This window comes from Sinorhizobium fredii (assembly GCF_002944405.1).
Classification (GTDB): domain Bacteria; phylum Pseudomonadota; class Alphaproteobacteria; order Rhizobiales; family Rhizobiaceae; genus Sinorhizobium; species Sinorhizobium fredii_C.
The window spans coordinates 468,324-488,275 of sequence record NZ_CP024309.1 but is presented as its reverse complement, the minus strand read 5'-3'; the positions used below and the strand labels follow the sequence as shown (position 1 = coordinate 488,275).

The 19,952-nt window shown below is 55.8% G+C and carries 19 protein-coding genes and 2 pseudogenes; 10 read left to right on the top strand and 11 right to left on the bottom strand.

Features of this window, described 5'->3' with window-relative positions:
- The first annotated feature begins 13 nt into the window (after positions 1–13).
- From trbG to NXT3_RS23530, 4 genes are all read left to right on the top strand, one after another.
- Positions 14–826, top strand: a complete 813-nt coding sequence (gene trbG / locus NXT3_RS23545) for a P-type conjugative transfer protein TrbG (RefSeq protein WP_104840650.1) — start codon at positions 14–16, stop codon at positions 824–826.
- Between the two features lie 2 nt (positions 827–828).
- The gene (gene trbH, locus NXT3_RS23540) at positions 829–1,266 is read left to right on the top strand and encodes a conjugal transfer protein TrbH (RefSeq protein WP_104840649.1); all 438 of its coding nucleotides are present in this window, start codon (positions 829–831) and stop codon (positions 1,264–1,266) included.
- Positions 1,267–1,278: 12 nt separating this feature from the next.
- Entirely contained in the window at positions 1,279–2,580 is a 1,302-nt protein-coding gene (gene trbI / locus NXT3_RS23535; RefSeq protein ID WP_104840648.1) for an IncP-type conjugal transfer protein TrbI, read from the top strand.
- 204 nt (positions 2,581–2,784) lie between these two features.
- Complete coding sequence (locus tag NXT3_RS23530; RefSeq protein ID WP_104840647.1) at positions 2,785–3,489, top strand: autoinducer binding domain-containing protein; 705 nt, start codon at positions 2,785–2,787, stop codon at positions 3,487–3,489.
- A gap of 3 nt (positions 3,490–3,492) precedes the next feature.
- Here the strand turns inward: NXT3_RS23530 and NXT3_RS23525 are convergent, their stop codons facing one another.
- Complete coding sequence (locus NXT3_RS23525) at positions 3,493–3,816, bottom strand: transcriptional repressor TraM (protein WP_037385819.1); 324 nt, start codon at positions 3,814–3,816, stop codon at positions 3,493–3,495.
- Between the two features lie 207 nt (positions 3,817–4,023).
- On the opposite strand from NXT3_RS23525, the gene NXT3_RS23520 reads away from it, so the two are divergent.
- From NXT3_RS23520 to NXT3_RS23505, 4 genes are all read left to right on the top strand, one after another.
- Positions 4,024–4,236 (top strand): helix-turn-helix domain-containing protein, encoded by a 213-nt coding sequence (locus NXT3_RS23520; protein WP_018097600.1) that lies wholly within the window; start codon positions 4,024–4,026, stop codon positions 4,234–4,236.
- A 603-nt stretch (positions 4,237–4,839) separates the two neighbouring features.
- Positions 4,840–5,415 carry an ATP-binding protein gene (locus tag NXT3_RS23515; RefSeq protein WP_158665409.1) on the top strand — a complete coding sequence of 192 codons (576 nt, stop codon included), beginning with the start codon at positions 4,840–4,842 and terminating at the stop codon, positions 5,413–5,415.
- Between the two features lie 12 nt (positions 5,416–5,427).
- Positions 5,428–6,264, top strand: a complete 837-nt coding sequence (locus NXT3_RS23510; RefSeq protein WP_104840645.1) for a bis-aminopropyl spermidine synthase family protein — start codon at positions 5,428–5,430, stop codon at positions 6,262–6,264.
- A complete protein-coding gene (locus NXT3_RS23505) occupies positions 6,257–6,841 on the top strand; it encodes a hypothetical protein (protein ID WP_199773382.1) in 585 nt (194 codons plus the stop codon). Before NXT3_RS23510 ends, NXT3_RS23505 begins: the two co-directional genes overlap by 8 nt.
- Here NXT3_RS23505 and NXT3_RS23500 read toward each other — a convergent pair.
- The 3 genes from NXT3_RS23500 to NXT3_RS23490 are packed head-to-tail and all read right to left on the bottom strand — an operon-like array spanning position 6,824 to position 9,058.
- The gene (locus NXT3_RS23500) at positions 6,824–7,477 is read right to left on the bottom strand and encodes a hypothetical protein (protein ID WP_158665408.1); all 654 of its coding nucleotides are present in this window, start codon (positions 7,475–7,477) and stop codon (positions 6,824–6,826) included. The two genes, NXT3_RS23505 and NXT3_RS23500, sit on opposite strands and share 18 nt — an antisense overlap.
- A 7-nt stretch (positions 7,478–7,484) precedes the next feature.
- Positions 7,485–8,477, bottom strand: coding sequence for an ImmA/IrrE family metallo-endopeptidase (locus tag NXT3_RS23495; RefSeq protein WP_234828185.1), 993 nt, complete (start codon positions 8,475–8,477; stop codon positions 7,485–7,487).
- A gap of 44 nt (positions 8,478–8,521) precedes the next feature.
- A complete protein-coding gene (locus tag NXT3_RS23490; RefSeq protein WP_104840642.1) occupies positions 8,522–9,058 on the bottom strand; it encodes a hypothetical protein in 537 nt (178 codons plus the stop codon).
- Between the two features lie 661 nt (positions 9,059–9,719).
- On the opposite strand from NXT3_RS23490, the pseudogene NXT3_RS23480 reads away from it, so the two are divergent.
- Positions 9,720–9,956, top strand: a pseudogene (locus NXT3_RS23480) (phenazine biosynthesis protein PhzF); the annotation flags it as partial.
- A gap of 323 nt (positions 9,957–10,279) precedes the next feature.
- On the opposite strand, the gene NXT3_RS23475 reads toward NXT3_RS23480, so the two are convergent.
- From NXT3_RS23475 to NXT3_RS23465, 3 genes are read right to left on the bottom strand one after another with little or no spacing between them, the layout of a single operon-like run.
- Entirely contained in the window at positions 10,280–12,112 is a 1,833-nt protein-coding gene (locus NXT3_RS23475; protein WP_104840640.1) for a P-loop NTPase family protein, read from the bottom strand.
- A 2-nt stretch (positions 12,113–12,114) separates the two neighbouring features.
- Entirely contained in the window at positions 12,115–12,618 is a 504-nt protein-coding gene (locus tag NXT3_RS23470; protein WP_104840639.1) for an ABC-three component system middle component 2, read from the bottom strand.
- Positions 12,615–13,709 carry an ABC-three component system protein gene (locus NXT3_RS23465; RefSeq protein ID WP_104840638.1) on the bottom strand — a complete coding sequence of 365 codons (1,095 nt, stop codon included), beginning with the start codon at positions 13,707–13,709 and terminating at the stop codon, positions 12,615–12,617. Before NXT3_RS23465 ends, NXT3_RS23470 begins: the two co-directional genes overlap by 4 nt.
- Positions 13,710–13,878: 169 nt before the next feature.
- On the opposite strand from NXT3_RS23465, the gene NXT3_RS23460 reads away from it, so the two are divergent.
- A complete protein-coding gene (locus NXT3_RS23460) occupies positions 13,879–14,523 on the top strand; it encodes a hypothetical protein (RefSeq protein ID WP_104840637.1) in 645 nt (214 codons plus the stop codon).
- Positions 14,524–15,064: 541 nt separating this feature from the next.
- On the opposite strand, the gene NXT3_RS31830 is transcribed toward NXT3_RS23460, so the two are convergent.
- The 4 genes and pseudogenes from NXT3_RS31830 to NXT3_RS23440 all read right to left on the bottom strand — a co-directional run bounded on the left by NXT3_RS31830 (position 15,065) and on the right by NXT3_RS23440 (position 19,690).
- Positions 15,065–15,277, bottom strand: coding sequence for a hypothetical protein (locus tag NXT3_RS31830; protein ID WP_158665407.1), 213 nt, complete (start codon positions 15,275–15,277; stop codon positions 15,065–15,067).
- 771 nt (positions 15,278–16,048) lie between these two features.
- A pseudogene (locus NXT3_RS33380) lies at positions 16,049–16,350 on the bottom strand (hypothetical protein); the annotation flags it as partial.
- A gap of 301 nt (positions 16,351–16,651) precedes the next feature.
- Positions 16,652–16,858: a hypothetical protein gene (locus NXT3_RS23445; RefSeq protein WP_104840635.1), complete on the bottom strand. Its 207-nt coding sequence runs from the start codon at positions 16,856–16,858 to the stop codon at positions 16,652–16,654.
- Between the two features lie 345 nt (positions 16,859–17,203).
- Entirely contained in the window at positions 17,204–19,690 is a 2,487-nt protein-coding gene (locus NXT3_RS23440; RefSeq protein WP_104840634.1) for a sensor domain-containing protein, read from the bottom strand.
- Positions 19,691–19,952 lie beyond the last annotated feature (262 nt).

The following is a 19,952-nucleotide window of genomic DNA, read 5'->3' as shown; positions in this document are numbered from 1 at the left end:
GGGGATTTTTCCGATGCAGAAAACAGGATTGATCGCAGCCGCCGGCTGCATGGCAGGGCTCTTTTTCGTAGATTGCGCCCAGGCGCAGAGCATGACCACGAATGAGATGAAGGGAACGAACATTTCTAGGAAGTGGCGGGGAACGCCAGGCCTCGTTACCACCGGCTCCGATGGAAAGGTCATCTTCCTTTTCGGCCAAACCCAGCCCTCCGTCGTCTGCTCGCCGCTTCAGGTCTGCGACATCGAGCTGCAGGCCGGCGAGATGGTTCGAGACGTTCTCGTCGGCGATACCGTTCGCTGGAAGGTCGAGCCGGCTACCTCGGGCGTGACCGGCGGGCAGGCAATCCACCTGATCGTGAAACCCTCCGAATCGGGGCTTCTGACCTCGATGGTCGTCACGACATCCCGGCGCACCTATCACATTCAGCTGAAGTCCCATCCGAGCCAGTATATGGCCCGGATCGGTTTCGAATATCCTGAGGATGTCTCCACCAGGCTCGCCGACATCAATGCCCGTCTGGAGTCAGGCGGCATTCCCGGACCGGCGCCCGACAAGCTCAACTTCTCTTATTCGGTGAGCGGCGTCGCATCCTGGAAGCCGAAGCGGGTCTATTCGGATGACGCCAAGACCTACATCCAGTTCCCGAAGTCGATTTCCGGCCAGGATGCACCGGTTCTTTTCGTCGTTTCCGGCGGGCAGAACCGCATCGTCAACTATCGCATGAAGAACGACATGATGATCGTTGACTACGCGGTCGACAAGGCGATCCTCGTTTCCGGCGTTGGCTGGCGGCAGCAGAAGATCACGATTCGGCGGGGAGGATGACCATGCGAAAGCTGCAGCTCACCCTCATCGCTGCCACACTTCTTTCCGGCTGCCAGACGACCGACAAGGCACTGACGGCCGCTACCGCTCCGGTCTCTCTTTCCGGACCAAGTGCAAGCGCCATTGCCGGCGACATGACAAGTCGGCTTGCCGAACAGATCGGCCCTGCCGGCACGACGACGATCAGGATGGAGAATGACAGTTCGGAATTCGCGACTGCGCTCGAGGCTGCCCTGAAGGGCTGGGGATACACCGTCATCATTGACGGGAAGACCGCAAAGGACGTCCAACCGGTAGACCTGGCCTATGCGATCGACGGGATCGACGGCCAGGTTCTTGCTCGACTGACAACACCCTCCATCGTACTCGGCCGCGTCTATACGCCGACAGCGGCCGGCGCCACGCCGGCGAGCCCGCTCTCGATCATGCAGCGCAACTGAGGGGAGGAGATCATGGTGCAATCGCTCCAGCTCGGCGCGTCCAATCCGGCGGATAATCAGAAGGGTATCCGCCGCCTCAATCGCCTGCCAATCGTTTTCGCCATCGTCCTCGTGGTGCTGTTCTGCGGCACCGTCGTGATCGGCCTGTCCTGGCGCGGTCTTTCCCTCAACCGTGGCGACAATATCGACAGCGCCTCTAACACGCCGGCGACAACCTTCGGCGACCAGCTCAAACGCGGAGTCACCGACGGCATCATCGGCGAGCCGGTTGAACGCGAAGCGTTTCAGCCAACCCCCGTTGTCGAGCAGAAAGTCGAGACGGAGGAGCCAGTCGCAGAGCGCCGCCGAGTTGAGCGCGAAGAAAGGCGGCCACGCATGGAGTCCGAGGAGGACTGGAAGGCGCGCCTCAAACGAGAGCAGGACGAACAATATATGCGTGAAGCTCAGCGCCAGAGAATGGCTCGCCTCCAGGCGCGTGCAACCGCTCTCGACTCGCCGCTGAAGGTGGATATCTCCGAGGCTGAGAAGGCGTCGGCAGATGCCACCGACAGCGGCCGCCACAACACGGACACAACGGCGACCAGCGCCTCCGATCTTTATGCCGCAGCCATGAAATCTGGGTTGATGGGACAGAACGTCGATCCGAACGCCCAGATCTCGAAGGAGGACTTCTTCAACCAGGATATCAAGGATCTCGGCTATTTGCCGGCCCAGGTCGTGCCACAGATGTCGCCTTATGAGCTGAAGCGCGGCTCAGTGATTCCGGCGACATTGATCACCGGCCTTAATTCCGATCTGCCGGGCCGGATTACCGCGCAGGTCAGCCAGAACGTCTACGACAGCGGCACAGGCTATCGGCTGCTTATCCCGCAGGGTGCGAAACTCTTCGGGCGCTACGATTCGAAGATTTCCTTGGGCCAGGAGCGGGTACTTGTCGTCTGGACCGACGTTATCTTTCCGAACGGATCGACGCTGCAGCTCGGCGGCATGGCCGGCACCGACGCGGAAGGCTACGGCGGATTCAAGGACAAGGTGGATCGTCATCTCTGGCGGGTATTCGGTTCGGCCGCATTGATCTCACTGATCGGGACCGGAATCGATATGTCCATGCCCGAAAGCTCGACATTGGCGTCTCAGGATATGGCGTCGGACGCGGCACGGCGCAATTTCGCGGAGAGCTTCGGTCGCGTGGCTGAAGAGACGATCTCGAAGAACTTGAGTATTCAGCCGACGATCCGCGTACGCCCTGGCTACAAGTTCAATGTGCTCGTGGATCAAGACATTGTTTTTCCTTCAGCCTACAACGGCCGCTAGACGGGAAGAGGGCCGGTTCATTGTTCATTCGTTAGCATCGCGTCGAGCCACACCGCGACAAAAGTATTACATTCTTCCTCGTGTTTTAGGTCGACATTGGGTTGAATGTGCGTCAGCTCTGGACGACAGGCATCTGATCAACGCTTTGCAACAGGCACGACGAGGTGGAAGGCTCGTAGAAAACAAGTGGGTAGGAGAACAGCAGTGGACGAAGACTTTCGCTCCCTAATCGACATGGCGGAAGCCGCGCACGATGAACGTATGATCAAGAACGCGGTCAAAAACTTCGCGCAGGCATGCGGATTCGAGCGATTCGCTTATCTGCAAACCGAAGGCCTGGAAGTCCGGACCTTCAATTCCTATCCAAAGCCATGGCAGGACGTTTATCTCAACAGTCACTACGCTCGCATCGACCCCGTCGTCACGGAGGCCAAGCGCCGTATGGACGTGTTTGCCTGGACGGCGGACGACTGGCCGGATCGCGGCACTTCCGAGCTCCGACGGTTTCGTGACCAAGCTGTCGAACATGGCATTTATAGCGGGGTGACAATTCCGGTCGAGGGTAGCTTCGGCTCGAAGATGATGCTGACCCTGGCGTCATCGGAGCGGAAGGCTGACATTTCGAAACTGCAGGACGGTCGAAAGGCGCTTCAGGCGGTCATGACGATTCATTACCGCCTGAAGATCATCGGCGCCACGATGCTCGTCGCGCCTAAGCGGATGCTTTCCCCACGGGAAGCCATGTGCCTGATGTGGGCGATAAAGGGGAGGAGCGCGGGGGACACCGCCAAGCTGACGGGCATCAAAGAGAGGACGGTGCAGCACTATCTGGACAGCGCGCGGCGAAAGTTCGACGCCAAGACGGTTGCCCAGCTTGTTGCGATTGTCAAAGACCGGGGACTGATCTGAGCATCAGTCCTCATCCTCCGGGGGAACATCAGGGACATACCCGAGAGCCTCGACGATTTCAGAGAGTTCCTCCTGCTGGGCTTGCGACTTTTTCTGCCGAGCCAAATGCTCGTCCTGCAGGCTCTGAAGAACTGCGCTCGAGACGGAGGGATCGGCGCTGGCGCGGAGCCATTCTTGATAGACAGCTTCATCGGCGATGAGAAGACGCCGATGCTGGAGGATTGCCGAAACCGCCAAGTCCGCCAGTTCTTCTTTCTTCAGTGAGCTGTAGCGAGATCCTGCCTCTGTGGGTTCCTCGGCTTTCCCGGATGCGTTACGCTCGGCCATCCGCTTGTCCTCAACTTTCATTTCGCCACCCACTCACAAGAACACTACCGTGCGCAATATATCGTTTGCGCCGTGACTGCACGGTCTGAATCGCCAGCTCATCGAACTTAAAAGTAATGCGCGGCGGCTCAACCAATAACACGTGCGGAAACGAATCGGAACTATCGTTCCTGGAACGATTCTTCCTATTTCAGTTCCGCTCACGTCATGGATCTCAAGGAGGTCATGGCGATCAACCTGCGTCGGATACGTCATGGCAAACACCTCACGCAGGAAGAACTGGCAGACCTCACGGGGCTGAGCGCGCGCTATATCGGAAAAATCGAGCGCGCTGATGCTTCAGCAAGCGTCACCGTTCTCGGTCAGATCGCAGACGCTTTGGGTGTTGACCCAGCCGCGCTCGTGACGAAATCCGGCTGACTTGGGCGAGGCGAGTAGATCTCATTTGCAATCGGCGGACATTCCCCGCGGATCGGTCATCGTCAGTTGCAGGTCTATCCGCCGATATTGCCGATGTCGGCCGTGGCATCCCCTGGGTCGGCGTCGCATTTTAGTCTATTTGGGACGGCAAGATTGCTTAATGTCGCCGTCCATCTAAATCCCAAGAGTGCCGTTGCTGCGGAACCGCGTAGATTTGCAGAAGCACGGTGTTCGGATGTATCCCGATTAAGTCGCCACCTTTGGGAATAGAAGCATGTATAATATCCCGCTTGGAGCCGAAGATATACACGGCCTAACCCTGATATCGATACTTGGAACCTATGATAATGAACGGGGCGCGGTAAATGGCGTCCGGATGACGGAAGTGTTGGGCAAATTGACTTCCGTTTGTCAAATTTTAGGCGTTAATACAGATGGTTAATGACCACCTAAGATTCGCCCAAGTGCTCGCAGCAATCGCTATTTCTCCAAAGACACGAGCCGCGTGGCGCAAGGCGAAGCCAGCCGAATAGCGAGCACAAAACCTGTTGTAGTCATTCAGGAATCAACTACTTTACCACAAGTGGTGTTGGGATGAGGTTGATGAAGACAGTATATCTGACCGGCGCACCCGCGGCCGGAAAAAGTACGACTGCGCGTTTGCTGAAACAGCAAATTCCGGGGCTCAAGATTTGGGAGTATGGGGCCGAGCTCACTCGCTATGTTAAAGAGCGGGCGCAGATCGGAAGCCAAGCTGACCTTAGGCGCCTTTCGGCGAACGTGGTTACTCCAGAGGATGTTGCGGCGGTCGACAAAGAGCTCTTGGAGTTTGTTAATACCAACCGTGGAACCTATCCAATCGTAATAGACAGCCATCCAGTCACTAAGGAGGACTTTGGGTACCGGATCACCGCATTTTCAGAGGCTCAGGTGAAAGCTCTTGCACCGGATGAGATCTGGGTTTTGTTCACCCCACCGAACGTCACTGTAGAGCGGATCAACTCTGACGCAGAAGGCCGGCCTCAGATCGATCACGAGGAGGCGCGAATGCACACTTCGCTTCAGGCAGGGGTTGCTGCGACCTATGGAGTAGCTATCGGTCGGCCGGTCTACCTCTTCGATTCGAGCATCGATCAGGCCGCCCTTATTCGTCGGCTTGGCGATCGGCTAAGCAGGTAGACGGGGGCAAGGATGCGCGAGCAAGTTGATCTCCATCGAGCGATTAATGCGGTATCTGATGTGGTCCAAAATCGCCCTCGGCCGCTTAGAGATTTTGATCAGATCCACATGAAGACGGGCGACATGGTCGTCCAAAGCGAACTGGTGGCGGATTGGGCGGACAAGAAAAGGCTAGCTTTCATCGGAGATGGAGACGCGATTAGCGTCTGCGTGGCGTATCTCATGGCGCGACAAGTTCTGTCGTTTGGACCGTCCAAGATCACGGTCTTCGATTTCGACGAGCGAACCGTCAACGCCGTCAAAAGGTTTGCCGACAGGGAGCGGCTCGAGCATCTTGATGCTGAGCTCTACAATTGTTTGGACGCTTTTCCGGATCGAACGAAATACGACCTGTTCTACACGAACCCACCTTGGGGTGCGTCAAACAATGGCGAGAGTGTAAATGTCTTTGTAGAGCGGGGTATTGAAGCCGTCCGATATGAAGGCGAGGGCATGATCGTTATCGCGGATGATGACGAATTGGATTGGCCGAAGCAGGTTCTAGCCAGTGTTCAGGCTTTCTCGCTAGAGCGCGGGTTTTACGTTTCGCGCATGCAGCGCAAGCTTCACGAGTATCATTTGGATGATGCGCCGGAGCTTCGTTCATGCAACTTGTTTGTAAACTCGCTTCCGAAAAATGGGGAGCGGTACAAGCCTAGCACCGCAACCGCGGTGGAGCGCCTCGAAAATTTCTACGGCAAACTGCAGGCGCCGAAGGTGAAGTTTGTCCGTGAGCGGAAGAGGCCAGACTACGGCAAAGCTTCTGACGACGAATACGAGCTGGAACTTTTGGAGAGACAAGGTGACTAATCTTATTGCCCCAGGAAACGGCATTCTGTTCATGAAAGTAGGGACGCACGCTCAAGAGACGCTGGCAGATATTATCAAACGTAAAACTGAGGAAATCAAAAACACGGGATATGGCCTTTGGGGATATGGTGGCAATACTTGCCACCCGACGTCAATGGTACAGCCGTTCGCAAAGGCCTTCCAAGGAACTGGCAAGCGCATCCATCTTTGTATGGAGTCCATGGTTTCGAACCACTTTGCTGAACCGTTATGTGCAGCTGAGTATTCAATTGACGGAATTAAGTGGGAGACCATACCGGACTCAATTGAAGTGCGAGGATCACGATATGCTTTGGTCATTGATGAAATCTTGGAGGACAATTTCAAGCTGCCTCTGAACATGACGCGGGTTCCCGTCGGACCAAGTGCGGGGCGCCTCGGCAGCCGATACATCAATGGCAGAGTGGATAAGGCGTGCCTTGAGGTCCTTAGTGAACCTGAACTCGCAAACGTCGAGGATCCCGCCTTCGATCGTCAAATAAGTCTCGTAGCAGAGCTAAAGACCCCGTACGCAGTTTTTCTAAGAAACTACCGCTGAGAGATCAGTGGTCGGGACGATTATCGAGGGCGCCGACCGTTGGACAGAAGCAACATAGCTTGCCAGACCTTCTTCGATCGAAGTGACAGAAACGAGATATGAATTGCTGTGACATGCGAAAGCTATAGATAGGGAGCGATCAACATCCGGTTCACTGCAGATGCGTTCGCGAAGTACATCGACACCAATCTTTTGCAGAACCGTGGAAATAACTTGCTCAAGGCAGGCAACACGCCCGGCCGGAAGCAACTGACCAATGGTTTCGATTGCAACGATAGCTCGCTTGTCCCCGGTGAGTAACAAGGGTGAGAGCCGAGAAACGAGGATTGCGAAGAGTTGGCTCTCGCCGCCGTCAAGGTCTACGTTCAAGTTCATCGCGCTCTCTTCGAGCTCGGCAGCGAACTCAACCTCTTCCGTAGTAGGTTCAATCCAATTTATCGCCGCCGAGAGAATCGTCCATTGAGACTGGAGCTTCTCGGGATCCCGTACATATCGCGCCCTTTGAACACGGCGATCGATCGTAAAGCGCGCGACGCGGAGCATCGCTAGCGAGTGATTTGGCGCTGAGCCGAGGTCAATGAGGTCAGTGGCGCTGGCGTACGCACAGACCTTCAACGCGACGTCGTTGTCGACCAATATCAGTTCATGCATTGGGCCCAAGCATTACATTTTCGAGGAAACTGGCGGAATCGTCGCTCAACTCGGTCCATTTTAGCTGCGAATTCGCTATACCATTCACCTCCTGCCAGACTGGTTTCCCCGTGGTGTAGATATGCTGGAGCGCTGCCATCGCGGCGGGCCACTTCTGCGTTCGGTGGGCAAGGCAGAGGGCTAGGGTTCCTGGTTCGATCCCGTGCCTTGGGCCGGCGTCGAGCACCGCCTGAGCTAGAGCCTTCGGGCCGAAGTTGTCCACATTGGTAGTGATCTCCGGGTTCGCTGACCCGGTTAGAAGGGAAATCGCGAACGTATCTGCTTCATCTTCCTGAGGGTCTCCTGGAACGTCGTACTCACTTTCCTCAAGGTCGACTATGGCAGAGGTTCCACGAAGATGCCCAAGCATGACGTGCCCCAACTCGTGTGCAAGGGTAAAGGCGATCGGAGCCGGATACTGAGAATCTCGACCGAGTAAGACAGCGTATCTTCCTTGATCTTCAACGACCATGGCATGCATGGATTTCCGGTCGAGGGGGAAGACCCGCAAATGGATAACCGGAATACCTAGCCCCCAACAGACGGTAACAAGTGAACGAAGGTCGACAAATGGCGCCTGTGAGAGCACAGCATCGCGAAGCTCATCGGCGCGCACGGGGGGAAACTCAACAGCAGGTGTTGCTTTGATTAGCAGCTTGCCGACAGAAACCCCAAAGGACGTAATAGCGTCCTGTCGAACATCGTCTCCAGCCGCGAGATGCTTGAAGCGAGCCCGGTCGCGCCAAATAAACTCGACCCGCTCACCTAAGAGAGGCTTCGGGCTGAGCCCGAGTTTTCGTGCCAGCGTAAACCGGAGTTCGGCACGGCTCGACGGGCTTGCTTCCAATTCATCTGACCACCACGCCGGCCAAGCTGCGTCGATGGCTTTTTCACTTAAGCCGGAACGTCTCAACTGTTGGCGGAGCTTTTGAGCTTCAGTTGTCACGCAAGTCCCGTCTATGGTTCCAATTTAGTAGGAGCCGCTACTTTCTAAAACAGACCCAGCTGCGCTCCGACTTCGGCGCGTGTCGAGGTTCTTTGCCGAAGATCTGACACGAACTCGATCCAATCCACGGCGCTGGGCGCAGCTGCGCAATTATAAAGGGAAATTTGCGACTCTGACAGTGGCAAAGGGTCGGTGAGACGCACCCAATAGCTGCCGGTCAGTTTAGCGCGTAAGTTGATCTCGTACTGAGCTATTCCAGCCGCCACTGAAGGGTCGCGGGTCAGCAACGCGGTGACTTGCGATGCGCCGACTTGACCGCCCTTCGCTCCGGCATTCCGGTACATGTGATGATCGAAGGCATGCCCGTTCTCAAGTTTCAGTTCTTGGTCAGATCGGCATACAAGTGCAAAATGCTTAGTCTTCTGGCTACCACTTCCGCTATTCCCGCGGCTAGTGATTAGAGCGAACGGCGGTAGAGGTTTTTCCGCCCCATGAAGATCGACATACCGGCGCCAGACAACAACGCTTGACGGTGCAGAGTCGACGAGTTTGGGCTTGCTCTTCATGATTGAGAAATACATGGGAATCTCCCGCTTGAGGCGGGCCAAGGCTGGAATCATCGTCGACGGGGCATTCCCAACGCCCCAAAAAAAATGCCTTCTCCGGCTTGACGCTCGTTTTCTTTGCGCTGAAGGATTTTGGAAAGTCCCTGCCCAGCTTCGCTTTGCATACGGGACCAACACACGAACTCATCGGAGATGGGTCTGTTTTGCATTTGGTTCCCGCGGATTTCCTGTGCGTTGGTCATCTCATGGTCCGTTGTTCCATCCTGAACTTGCATGAGCCTGTCTGTCGCTCAATGGTGATTCGCCTCGACTCGCGTCAGAACAGTGGACAAAGCACACCAAGCTGTGGACGAAGCGATTAAGCTAGACAACCTGAAAATAGAACAAGCAGCGAACAAAGCAAGCGCTGAGTGACTCTGAGCGCTAATCGGGGATGTTTCTCGGCTTCTGGTTGCGCAGCACGGGACCCATCCGTGCGCCCTCTTACTGGCTTCTTCGGTGAAATCGTGAGAGACTGAGGCGAGCGGCGGCACTGCGCTGGCTCGAGATTAGAAATGGGCCTGGACGAGAAGCTAAGCCGATACGAGATCCACGGGCTCTTGGCAGCGCCAGAGCAGATAGTAGGCCTGGCGCGCAGCCAGGCGTGGCTTGCGGCCGCGCGAGCATCCCAGCCCACTCGGATTTCGAGGTGCGTGCCTTTACCGCGGCCGGTTTTGAAGATCCGGTAACCGGCAGCTTAAACGCTGGCATCGCTCAATGGTTAATTGGCAACGGCATCGCGCCTCCGTCATACATTGCCAGCCAGGGTACCGTCCTTGGACGCGAAGGACGCGTTCATGTGGAGCTGGTCGAAGATCAGATTTGGATCGGTGACGATGTTACGACATGTATTGAGGGCGTTGCAGCCCTTTAGTTTGACCCCGGCTAGCGAAATCGAAACGACCGCGGCCTCGGCCGTATGGTTACGAGGGAGCCGACGTGGGGGAGCCACCTGAAAATCTGCTATTCCAGAGAATGGATGATACCTTGATGAGGATGGGCCGGTAGAGGGTTGCTTGAATCACGGACTTGGTCACGTCGTCATCAAGTTTTACATCTGAAGAGGCCGGACTGGTTGCGCGAAAATTCCCTTACCGACTTCCAACAGAGATGGGTTGCCGCAATTCCCGAGTTTCGAGAGCGTTTCAAGTTCGCTTTGCCATGTTTGGGATCGGATTTGGCAAACCAGTCTCTTCTCTACGATGGAATGAACGCCTTCCGCTCGCCATCTTTCGCGTCGTCGCCGGCGAACCATGTGTACGAAACCGCGTCAGCCACTTCTTTGGGCGGCTCCTTGTTTTCGATCACGATGACCTGAATCTTCGAAGTGACCTCAGCCAAGGATTTCCAGAAGCCCACTTCGATCATCGGTGGGATCGGTCCGTCCCCGTTATTGACTGATGGAGACTTGCGATAGCTCGTCAGAGGCGAATCGAGCACAACGAAACCAGGGTGAGGCTTCTCGTATTCGGCGCTGTAGCGCAGAAGCCCAATCACGAAGGCTGAATGAAGGATTGAGCGCACACCCTTACCGTGCGACTGGCGCGACTGACCATCGACAACGATATCGAAATCCGCTTGATCAAACTCAACACGAGGTTCGGTACTCCACTGCCATTCGATCAAGACCATTTCGATGCATTTGCAAAGATTCCGCAATGCGACTGATGGCAGCGGCTCCCATTTCGACGTGCCGGTCTTGCCAGTGCTCGTTCTTTCGATCTCAGCCTTCATCAACTGAAGATTGTCGAGTTGATCTTTATCGTTGCGCGCGCCTTCGAGTTCAACACGCCGGCGTATCAGTTTCTCGAGCCGGGAGTTCAAGTCTGAAAGCGCCGGCGCCAGCTGACGATCCAGCCGCTCTTGGAAGTCCTTGATGTTATTTCTCGATGTGGCTTCGCCTTCGCGCCAGTCAGCCAGCCGTTCCTCAAGGGTGATGATCACTTGAGACAGGTCCGTACTCAGTGCCTTGATCTTGGAGGCTTCTGCTCGTGCGCCCGCATAAACATCTGCACTTCTTTCCTGTGCGACATGCAAATGGTCTCGGCTCATTGGCTGGTCGCATAAAGGGCAGTGAACCTCTTGAAGGCCATCGAAGTAATGTGCACCTTCAGCGATAAAGTCGAGCCGCCCCAGGTCAGACTTGTATCGCGCCGATAGGAGTTTGTACCGATCGAGTACTTCACCTATTGCTATGATCTGTGTTTCAGCGCGCTGTAGTTCCGCTATTTCTGTCTGAAGGTTACGAAGAACTGCGGTGCGGGTCTCGGTTGTCGTATTAAGCTCCGTCGTGATCGATCCGATCGCATTGTCGACCTTGTCGATGGTGTCGTTAGGGTCATCGGAAAAGGATTTGACCTTGCGTTCCAAAGGTTCAAGCAGATCTGCGATCAGTCCAAGCTTTGCTTGATCCCGCGCACGGATGATATCGCGGCGTTCGGCTGCAATGATCCCCGAATCGTCCTTACCGGACAACAGATAAGCGAACATGCGTTTGCGAGCCGTGGCATCGAAGGTTCCGTCACCGACGACCGGCGATTTCTCATCGATCATCGCAATTTCGTTGACGAGGAAAATTGGCAAGAGGGTCCTGACAGTCAGGCGCTGCGTTTCTCCGCGGTCGTTCTTTCGAAGCTTCGCTTCGCCGGCCATATCAGCAAATGGAAGCAATACCGATGACAGATCTTTGGCCTGACTGCTTCCAGATCTGCTCCGGATTACCCTCTCGCCATCTTCGACGATTTCATCCATCCGACATCTGTGAACAGCAAGTTCTCCCCCTGACAGGTTGCGCTCTAGAGTGAGGTATTCGCCAAGGGGCTCCTGAAATTCGACATGGAGCTGCGAATATGGTTCAGCTTCGGGTATGCGTTTCCTTAGCTCATCAGCTCCGAGGATGAAGTCCAGGCAATGGAGAAGGTAGCTCTTGCCTGTGTCCGACTGGCCGGCAAGTACATTTGCGCCCACAGTGAACGCGATTTCTGCACTGGGTACATCTGACCCTGACAGGCGTATCTTGCGAAGTTGCATTTTTACAGTTCCAGATCTCGCGCCGCGGTGAAGCGGTCGAACTCAGCTCCCCACTTGCCAACATTAGCGCCCATGAATATCTCGAGTTCGTGATCCGGCATGTCACCAAATCGCTCGACGAGCCACTGCGAGCGTGCACGCAAGTCGTCCGCGTAGGCTGAGCAAAGGAGCTTTGTGAACGCTAAAGTCAGTTCATTGGCACGATACATGATGCCCATGATCGTAAAGGATTTTTCGATCAGCTCTCTCGAGAACATTGCAGTCAACCCGGCGTGTACAAGATCACGCTTGACCAGCAACTCATTCCCGCGAAACGGGACATCCGGGTGGAGGCTTTTGGGCCCGTCGGGGATGTCTCCAGAGTGCACTAGTAAGTAATCGTAGTTCACAAGCCTTTGCAAGTCGGCGAACCGTTCGGCTTGAGCAGTGAGAATGAAGAGCATTCGCAACCCGCATTCGAGTGGCGAGTTAAACGGTCGAGATTTGCGGCGCAGGTCAGAACTCATGTTTTGCACCACCGGATGCGATCGTCATTCGCCATGTGATGGCAGATCCCCTCCCGATCGTTGGCAACGACATGCTGGGAAAGCGCATGACCCCCCAGTTGAAGGCTTTGAGCTGCTTGAATTGTCGCCTTCAGGTTCTTGAGGCCGGTTCCGGCATCGTCCGTGTGCACATGGTAAAGTCCGTCATGAAATTCATCGACGAGAGTTTCGAAGAACCCAGCGTCAGCCATTTGGTCACGCGCCAGCTCCTTGAGGTTCTCTGCGCAGAAGAAGGTGATACGTGATCTCTCGAAAAGCCGCCGATGGGGATCGCTGTGGGCAAAGTCCGTCACTTGCCCTACCGAAACGCCCAAGTTCTCACCGATCACGTCAAACAGCTGGGAGACGTATCCCATTTCACCGGGGCCAACCGTTGACGGAGGGGCTGGAGGTTTCGGCCGATCGATCAGCGGCAAACCAAAGACTGGCAGGTGATAGCGGGTTTTTGAGTGCTCGTTGATGAGGTCAAGCGGCTGCTTTGCCTTGAAGATGCTGAAATCAAAGGCCTGGATATGCTTGATTAGTTCTGCTGACAGCAAAACGCTTTCCTTCATTATCTTGTCGGCACACTGGTCTGACCAGTTCGCCAAGATGTGCGCCTTCAGCTTGGAAGGTTCATCAAGAAGGTCTTGCAGCGGTCCCACGACCCCTAGGTGTGTGACGAACCAATACTCTTCCGGTGGACTGTAGTCACCGATGAAGGTGTAATACAGAACCTTGCCAATTTCGCTCGATGCAGTCGCCGTACCGAGACGGGAGGAGTAGTGCTTGCACTGATACAGGCGCCAGCGCCGGGGATTAACATCAGTGGGATCGATCCAGACGATTACGTCGCGGCCCTTGTCACCGGCACCACCACGCTGCTGAACTTCCACGACATGCTCAACACGCGAAAGATAGTCTGTCGCCCATTCGAGAGTGAAGCGTTCGAATTCGAGGGGACTGAACTGGGCGAGCCGATCGAGCGGTTTAACTGGTAGGCCGACGCCCAGCCCAAGAAGCCGCGCATTGGCGTTTGGCCAAGGCGTCGGGCTCGAAATCGGCTCAGCCACTTCTATTTTGAGTGGTTTTTTGGAATTGTTGCCCAGCGTCTCCCCCGAAACCGCTAGTGTTTCAATGGGCTCATCGATTAGTTGTGTTAGAGCTGAAATGCAAGATCAGTATGTAGCCGCTGTGTAGATTTGGTACTTTCTTGCAAAACTTTGATTCGGGCAGGACATAATGACATTTCAAGACCTTACGACAGTGTTGGCCGCATTCGTGGCTGCCATCTCGGCCTATGCGCTCGGATATTCCTACGGCCTTGTTGACCTAGTTGGATTGCCTGCGTGGAACCTTGTTTTGCCTAGTGGTCTCTACGACGCCTCCGCCACCGCTTTTAACCTGTCTCACTACGCGCCAGGATCGCTTGCCCTTGCATTCCTATACTTCGAGGCCTTTAAAAGCCGGAACGCTCACCCATGGGTTGCTGCGCTGTTCACGCTAGGGCCAATGGTCGCTTCGATCGTTCTAATGCCGCTTTTGAGCGCCGATTATGGGCGTGGGGTAACTACATGGTTTTTGGCTAACACCACCGCTGGAACCCTTGTGGCTATGGTAGCCTCACGTGGTACGCATTTTCGCCTTGGCCTGGTTATCATGCTCTTCTTCTTTTCCGTTGTCGCGATGGGAGCTATTGACGGCAATTACGCCGCCAAGGAAGCGAAAACCTCGCCAGAGACGTATCGCATCATTGCCGATGATCGAAACTATGTGAACGCAAGACTTCTACGTGTCACATCGAACGGCATGTTCGTTCTGTCGGGGGAAGAGGTGATCTATTACCCATCGGACAAGATCACCCGCATTATTCGAAATGGGCCGTGAACACGGTTCACGCTTCCGCAGATTTGATGCGGTTCCTCACGCGTTCGAAACGTTCTCTCGCCGGTTCGATCTAGAAGACCACTATGGTTTGGAGACCCTTGTTCGCGAAGATCAGGGCCATTAGCTCGCTCTGTCAGTCTTTGCCTGCAGTGGGTTCTTACAAGGTCTTCGCCAAGTGATTTGTCGTCGCCACTGAGCCCGCTATCCCCGACAGAGCGAGTTCGCGGCGTTGAACAAACTCCGGCGCGTTTTTGTCGCCGGGACACTTCTCGTACCAGATGCCCGGAGAGAACACGCTCGAAACCAGCGCGTGCCTGTAGCCATTCTCGCTTTCCAACAGACTTTTTGCCCTTGCGGTTGTTGCAACCGCAGTGAGTAAACCAAGGAGAAGGTAAGGCACTTCAATTCCATATGAGGGTGAAAACTAGTCGGCTCGCGTTTGGGCCTTGCCATTCATCAGATCGTTGAACCATGTTTGCAAATCTTCGTCAGAGACCGGCGTTTGGCTCGTCGGCTGTGTCTGTTGCGCTGCTGCTTGCCGCTAGGCTCGATATTGCTTAAGGCTGCGCGAACCGAAATCCGAGCATACCGGCACTTCATCTATTGCAATGGCTTTGCAATAACTGACTTCGCCAGTGTGAGTATCGATCCGCATCGCTTCATGTCCACTGTTGCTGATCTGGTAGCGTGGTGTTGTCGAGAAAATAGCCGCAGCAATCAATACTCCGGCCGCACAATGGCCCCAAAAGTTCATGCTCCCTCCCTTAGCTTTCGCGTTGTTTTCCAGTTCGTTCAACCGCTCTTGGACCTTTTGTGCAAGTCCGCCTTGTCCCGTCCGTTGTCCTTGGCTCGCATCAGCCCCGCGGCTTCGAAGTCGTTGCGTAACTGCCTGAGTGTTGCTGATATCCGGCGCCACTGCTTCGCGATCAACACCAGCACGACGGCCGCAACCAGAACAAAACCTCCCATGACAGCGAGGTCGACTGCTTCTTTGCCAGCTCGCTAATCGTAGCGATCGTATCCGACCTTCAAACACTGCTCGTGTGCATCCCCGTCGCTTTGATTTCTTCGTTCGTCTTTGCAGTGTTAAAGGCTTCGCCAGAGGCTTTGAAGAACCGTTTGATGAGTGTGTAAGGTAGGTCGTATCGTGTATACCAAGCCAATCGCTCATTGCGGCACCCATTCTTCGTCCAGTCCATGCCGGATCGCGATCGGGCATGGATTTTCGGCATGGCTTTAGTGCTTGTATGGAATGAGGCGTTTCAATCCACTTTTCCAACCGTTCCGTTCATTCTGAAGGCCAGATGGTGCGGCCCTGGCGATAGTCACCAACACACACACAGGTCGGAACGCGAGGTAAGGCAGCCTCACGCCCCCTGATGACCCCCGGTGTACGCCTCTTGTTCCGTTTTTGTGCGTTTAGAATCGCATAATGTATCAATGGGAACACGACTATGGAGGCCCCCCGCGCAGGTGAGAGCGGCGACGACAACAAGCGGTAAGGTGCCAGCGGCGTCCTTGCCGGGGTTTTGCCCATCTTCATGAAAAGAGTGCCGGGGTTATCAGCGCCAGCCACGAGCACGCCGCGATGACGCCAGATAGCAATAGAGATCCAATAGATCCAGAAGAATTAGCCGGAAGGTTTTGAGCCGAAGAATGAGGAGTTGGCGTTCTCGAAGGCGTTCGCCGGGAAGGCCCAGGCGTAGGAACGATCGGACCGCCTGGGCAGCAGCGAGGATAGAGATCCTCATCCGGCATGCGTTTGAGATCTCGTCCGCGGTATTGGACAAGCGGGCTGTCAGCCTCGGGCACGCACATGATCGGTTCGTTCCGCAAGGTGACTGAATTTGTTCTGCGATCCAGTGACCTTCCCCTGCGGGCGTATACTGACTTCACTTCCGTTTGCACAAGCGCAAGCCAGATTTCAGAGCGGTGCGGCGTCACAATGGTGGCTGAGCGCTGACGCATAAAAAGAGCGGCGTCCGAGGGGATCGAAGGCGCCGCTGCTTTTGCCTTTGTCGGCTGAGGTGAGGGCGACGAGGACAAACTCCGGTGTTCCGGAATTGGTTCCCAAAAGCGTAACTTCCAGTTAAAGGGGCGTACAGTAGGGACGGAGCCCCGCCGGGCCTTAAGCCAGCCCTGCAACAATACTTAGACCGAGATCATCACGAACCCCGGCGTGGTAGGCTGCAATCACCTCCGCGGCGAGCGCTTCAGCTTCTTCTGACTTGCGTGAAAATGCGCGCCTTTGCAGTTCGGCGTGGAGCGCCCTTTCGATCATTTCCAAGGCGTCGGATCCAAGTGGATCAAAACTCATGGGTTGCGCGAAATCCATCGTATTCCCTCCGACGACGCCGACGCGGCGCCGTTAGAAAATCTAGGCTGGTTGATCGAGATCGCCAGCCTCTTATCAGTCTCAGGATCGACGCTCGGGACACTGCGATTCGCCATGAACAAGGTGTGGGTGAGATACCGAACGCGAGTGTCAGTCTCTTCACCGGCCGCTGGTGAGCCGTTGCAGTGCGCCTTAGGTTCACTATTGTCGCTGCCCATTTGAATTCGAACCCTCGGGCGCGAAGCCTCCTGTTGTCTTGGCAGCAGTGGGGGCTTTTTCTTTTCTTTCTCAAAGGTTGCCTGACGGACAAGATCGGGCCGCTGTCGGCAGTCAGTCGGCAACTTGCTATGGCGAACACTTGTCACCCCATGACTGCATAAGCTCGAGTAACTGTGCAGCGGGCAGGGGACGTGAGAAAAGGTAACCTTGCGCCTCATCGAAGCCTTCAGCCTTGATAATCTCGAGTTGGTCTGGAGCCTCGACGCCTTCCACGGTTGTGGTGATTCCCAGCGTGCGTCCAATTCCGGCAACCGCCCTGAGGATCGCCAGCGATTCCTTCCCGGCCGGCAGATCGGAAACGAAGCTGCGGTCGATCTTGATTTTGTCGAACCGAAAGCTCCTCAGATAGCTCAGCGACGAATAGCCGGTTCCGAAATCGTCGATCGCGACTTTGACTCCGAGTTGCCGGAGCTCCTTCAGTATTTGAAAATTGCGGTCGCATTCATCGAGCAATACCGACTCGGTGATTTCGAGCTCTAGGCGCGAGGCATTCAGTCCCGTCTCTTTCAATATGTCGCAGACAGTCGCAGCAAGACGGCGGTCGAACTGCACAGGCGATAGGTTGACCGCCACACTGATATCGAGCGGCCATTTCGCTGCCTCGGTGCAGGCCTGACGAAGGACGCATTCGCCAAGTGGCCCGATCAGGCCAGCTTCCTCGGCAACCGGTATGAACTCGGCCGGAGAGATCTGGCCTCGTCCTGATTGCGGCCATCGGACCAGCGCCTCACATGTCGTGAGCCTGCCCGTATGGAGGTTGACCAGCGGCTGGTAGTGGACTTCAAGCGCATTGTTTGCGAGCGCCTGCCGAAGCAAAACCTTTATCTGCTGTTTTGCCTGGAGATGCGTGTCCATTCCCGGCTCGTACTCTACATATGTGCCGCGGCCACCGGCTTTGGCCTGATCAAGCGCTATATCGGCAGCCTGGATAAGCTCGTCTATCGACTGGTCACCCTTCGGAGCAGCCGCAAGTCCGACAATAACCCCAAGATCGACATGCGATCCTGCGAGCTCATACGGCACTTCAACGACATCGATAAGCTGCTGAGCAAGGTTGCGCGCTTCATCATTGCTCTTTATCCCGGTGCGCAAGACGACGAAATCGTCGCTGCCCAAACGACAGAGAATGTCGGACTGCTTGACACAATTTCGCAGCCGGTCGGCGACACGGCGCAGCAGCAGGTCGCCGCTGGCTCGACCGTATGCCTCGTTGACCGCTTTGAAGCCTTCGAGATCAAGGCAGAGAATTGCGATTTTCGTGTCGGGCACGATATTGTCCGATATGCACTCGAACTCCTCGCGGAGAAACTGCCAATTCGGCAGTCCTGTCAACGCGTCGTGTCGTGCCATGTGGTGCATTTGCTTCTGCGCCAGCAATCGCTCTACTTCCGCTTTGCGGCGGTCGGTGATGTCGAGGGCAATACCAACATAGCCGAGGAACCGCCCGTCGAAGGCAAAGCGTGGCTGCCCGAGATCGATGACCCAGGCCCAAGTCCCGTCGGCGCGACGGAGACGGTATTCCACGCGAACCGGTTTTCGGTCGCGCATTGCCGCCTCGAACCCAGCCTCAACCTCTTGTCGTTTCTCCGGATGAACTGCATCGGCCCATCCAAGACCTCGGGACTGCTCGGTGGTTTGGCCGGTTGTTTCGAGCCAGAGACGACTGTGGTAAGTGGCAGCGCCGTTTTCATCAGTCACCCAAATCATCACTGGCGCGTCGTCCGCGATTGCCCTGAACCGGGCCTCGCTCTCCTTAACGGCCTCTAAGGCTCTTCGGCGATCGTCGACATCTTCCAGGATCCCGTACCACCGGATGATCGTACCGTCCCCCGCCTTTCGTGCAGCCGCGCGACTGCGAAACCAACGGTGGCCTCCCTCGGCGCTCGCCAGCCGGAATTCGACATCCAGCGGGTCCCCGGTTGAAAGCGATCTGGACCACAGCCGCTCCACGTCCTCAACATCATCAGCATGCACCGCCTTCGCCCGCTCTGTCCCGAGCGCATCGGCAACCTCGAAGCCGGTAATCTCTTTCCATCGCGGGCCGACTTCAAGAAGCTCTCCGGATGGGCGCGCCGTCCACGGGACCTGAGGATGGAGCTCGATCAAGGACCGATAATGCTCTTCACTGGCGCGGAGCTCTGCCTCTGCCCTACGACATGCGGTCATGTCCAGCATCGTCACCACCAGCAACATCTCCTTCGAGCCGCCACTGGCGAGTTCGACGCGGCGTTTCTGTGTCACCAGGTTTCTGACGGTTCCGTCGGCTGCAGTGATGTCTTCCTCAAAAGAGAATTCTTCCCCGGTCTCAAGAACCTGTTGGTCCATCGCACGTATGCGATCGGCCTCTGCCGCCGATAGGATGTCGTGATCCGTGCGTCCGATCAGATCGCTGCGTGCTCTGCCGAGAAGAGCACAGGCGGCATTGTTAAGGAAGCGGAAGCGCGAATGTTTGTCCTTCACAATGATCGGCTGAGGGACGGCATCGGAAATCACCTTGAGTGCGTGATCGAACTGGAAAAAATCTTCCCATACGCTGAGTTGCGTGTTTTCCATGGCGCTTTGAACGGTCCATTTTGGAAGAAGAGGCTGGCAACGTTTGCTTCCGTCGTCGAGGCGAGGAACGCAATCGTCCGCTTGATCGAATGGCGCGCATCCGCGCCTTGTCAACACTTTACGGTAGCAATCGTGAACAAGAAATGAACGAGTACGCCTTATAGAAACAACCCCGCCGGGGCCAGATCGTAACCCTCGTGAACCCTTCCGGACACCACGAAGGGACGGCAGCAGCGCTCCGTATGATCGTACCTGTGCTGCA

Coding starts and splice junctions, on each gene's coding strand:
- NXT3_RS23520 (WP_018097600.1), top strand. CDS start 4,024: ATGGATCTCAAGGAGGTCATGGCGATCAACCTGCGTCGGATACGTCAT.
- NXT3_RS23515 (WP_158665409.1), top strand. CDS start 4,840: ATGAAGACAGTATATCTGACCGGCGCACCCGCGGCCGGAAAAAGTACG.
- NXT3_RS23470 (WP_104840639.1), bottom strand. CDS start 12,618: ATGAGTTCTGACCTGCGCCGCAAATCTCGACCGTTTAACTCGCCACTC.
- trbI (WP_104840648.1), top strand. CDS start 1,279: ATGGTGCAATCGCTCCAGCTCGGCGCGTCCAATCCGGCGGATAATCAG.
- NXT3_RS23510 (WP_104840645.1), top strand. CDS start 5,428: ATGCGCGAGCAAGTTGATCTCCATCGAGCGATTAATGCGGTATCTGAT.
- NXT3_RS23460 (WP_104840637.1), top strand. CDS start 13,879: ATGACATTTCAAGACCTTACGACAGTGTTGGCCGCATTCGTGGCTGCC.
- NXT3_RS23490 (WP_104840642.1), bottom strand. CDS start 9,058: ATGTATTTCTCAATCATGAAGAGCAAGCCCAAACTCGTCGACTCTGCA.
- NXT3_RS31830 (WP_158665407.1), bottom strand. CDS start 15,277: ATGAACTTTTGGGGCCATTGTGCGGCCGGAGTATTGATTGCTGCGGCT.
- NXT3_RS23525 (WP_037385819.1), bottom strand. CDS start 3,816: ATGGCCGAGCGTAACGCATCCGGGAAAGCCGAGGAACCCACAGAGGCA.
- trbG (WP_104840650.1), top strand. CDS start 14: ATGCAGAAAACAGGATTGATCGCAGCCGCCGGCTGCATGGCAGGGCTC.
- NXT3_RS23440 (WP_104840634.1), bottom strand. CDS start 19,690: ATGGAAAACACGCAACTCAGCGTATGGGAAGATTTTTTCCAGTTCGAT.
- NXT3_RS23475 (WP_104840640.1), bottom strand. CDS start 12,112: ATGCAACTTCGCAAGATACGCCTGTCAGGGTCAGATGTACCCAGTGCA.
- NXT3_RS23445 (WP_104840635.1), bottom strand. CDS start 16,858: ATGGATTTCGCGCAACCCATGAGTTTTGATCCACTTGGATCCGACGCC.
- trbH (WP_104840649.1), top strand. CDS start 829: ATGCGAAAGCTGCAGCTCACCCTCATCGCTGCCACACTTCTTTCCGGC.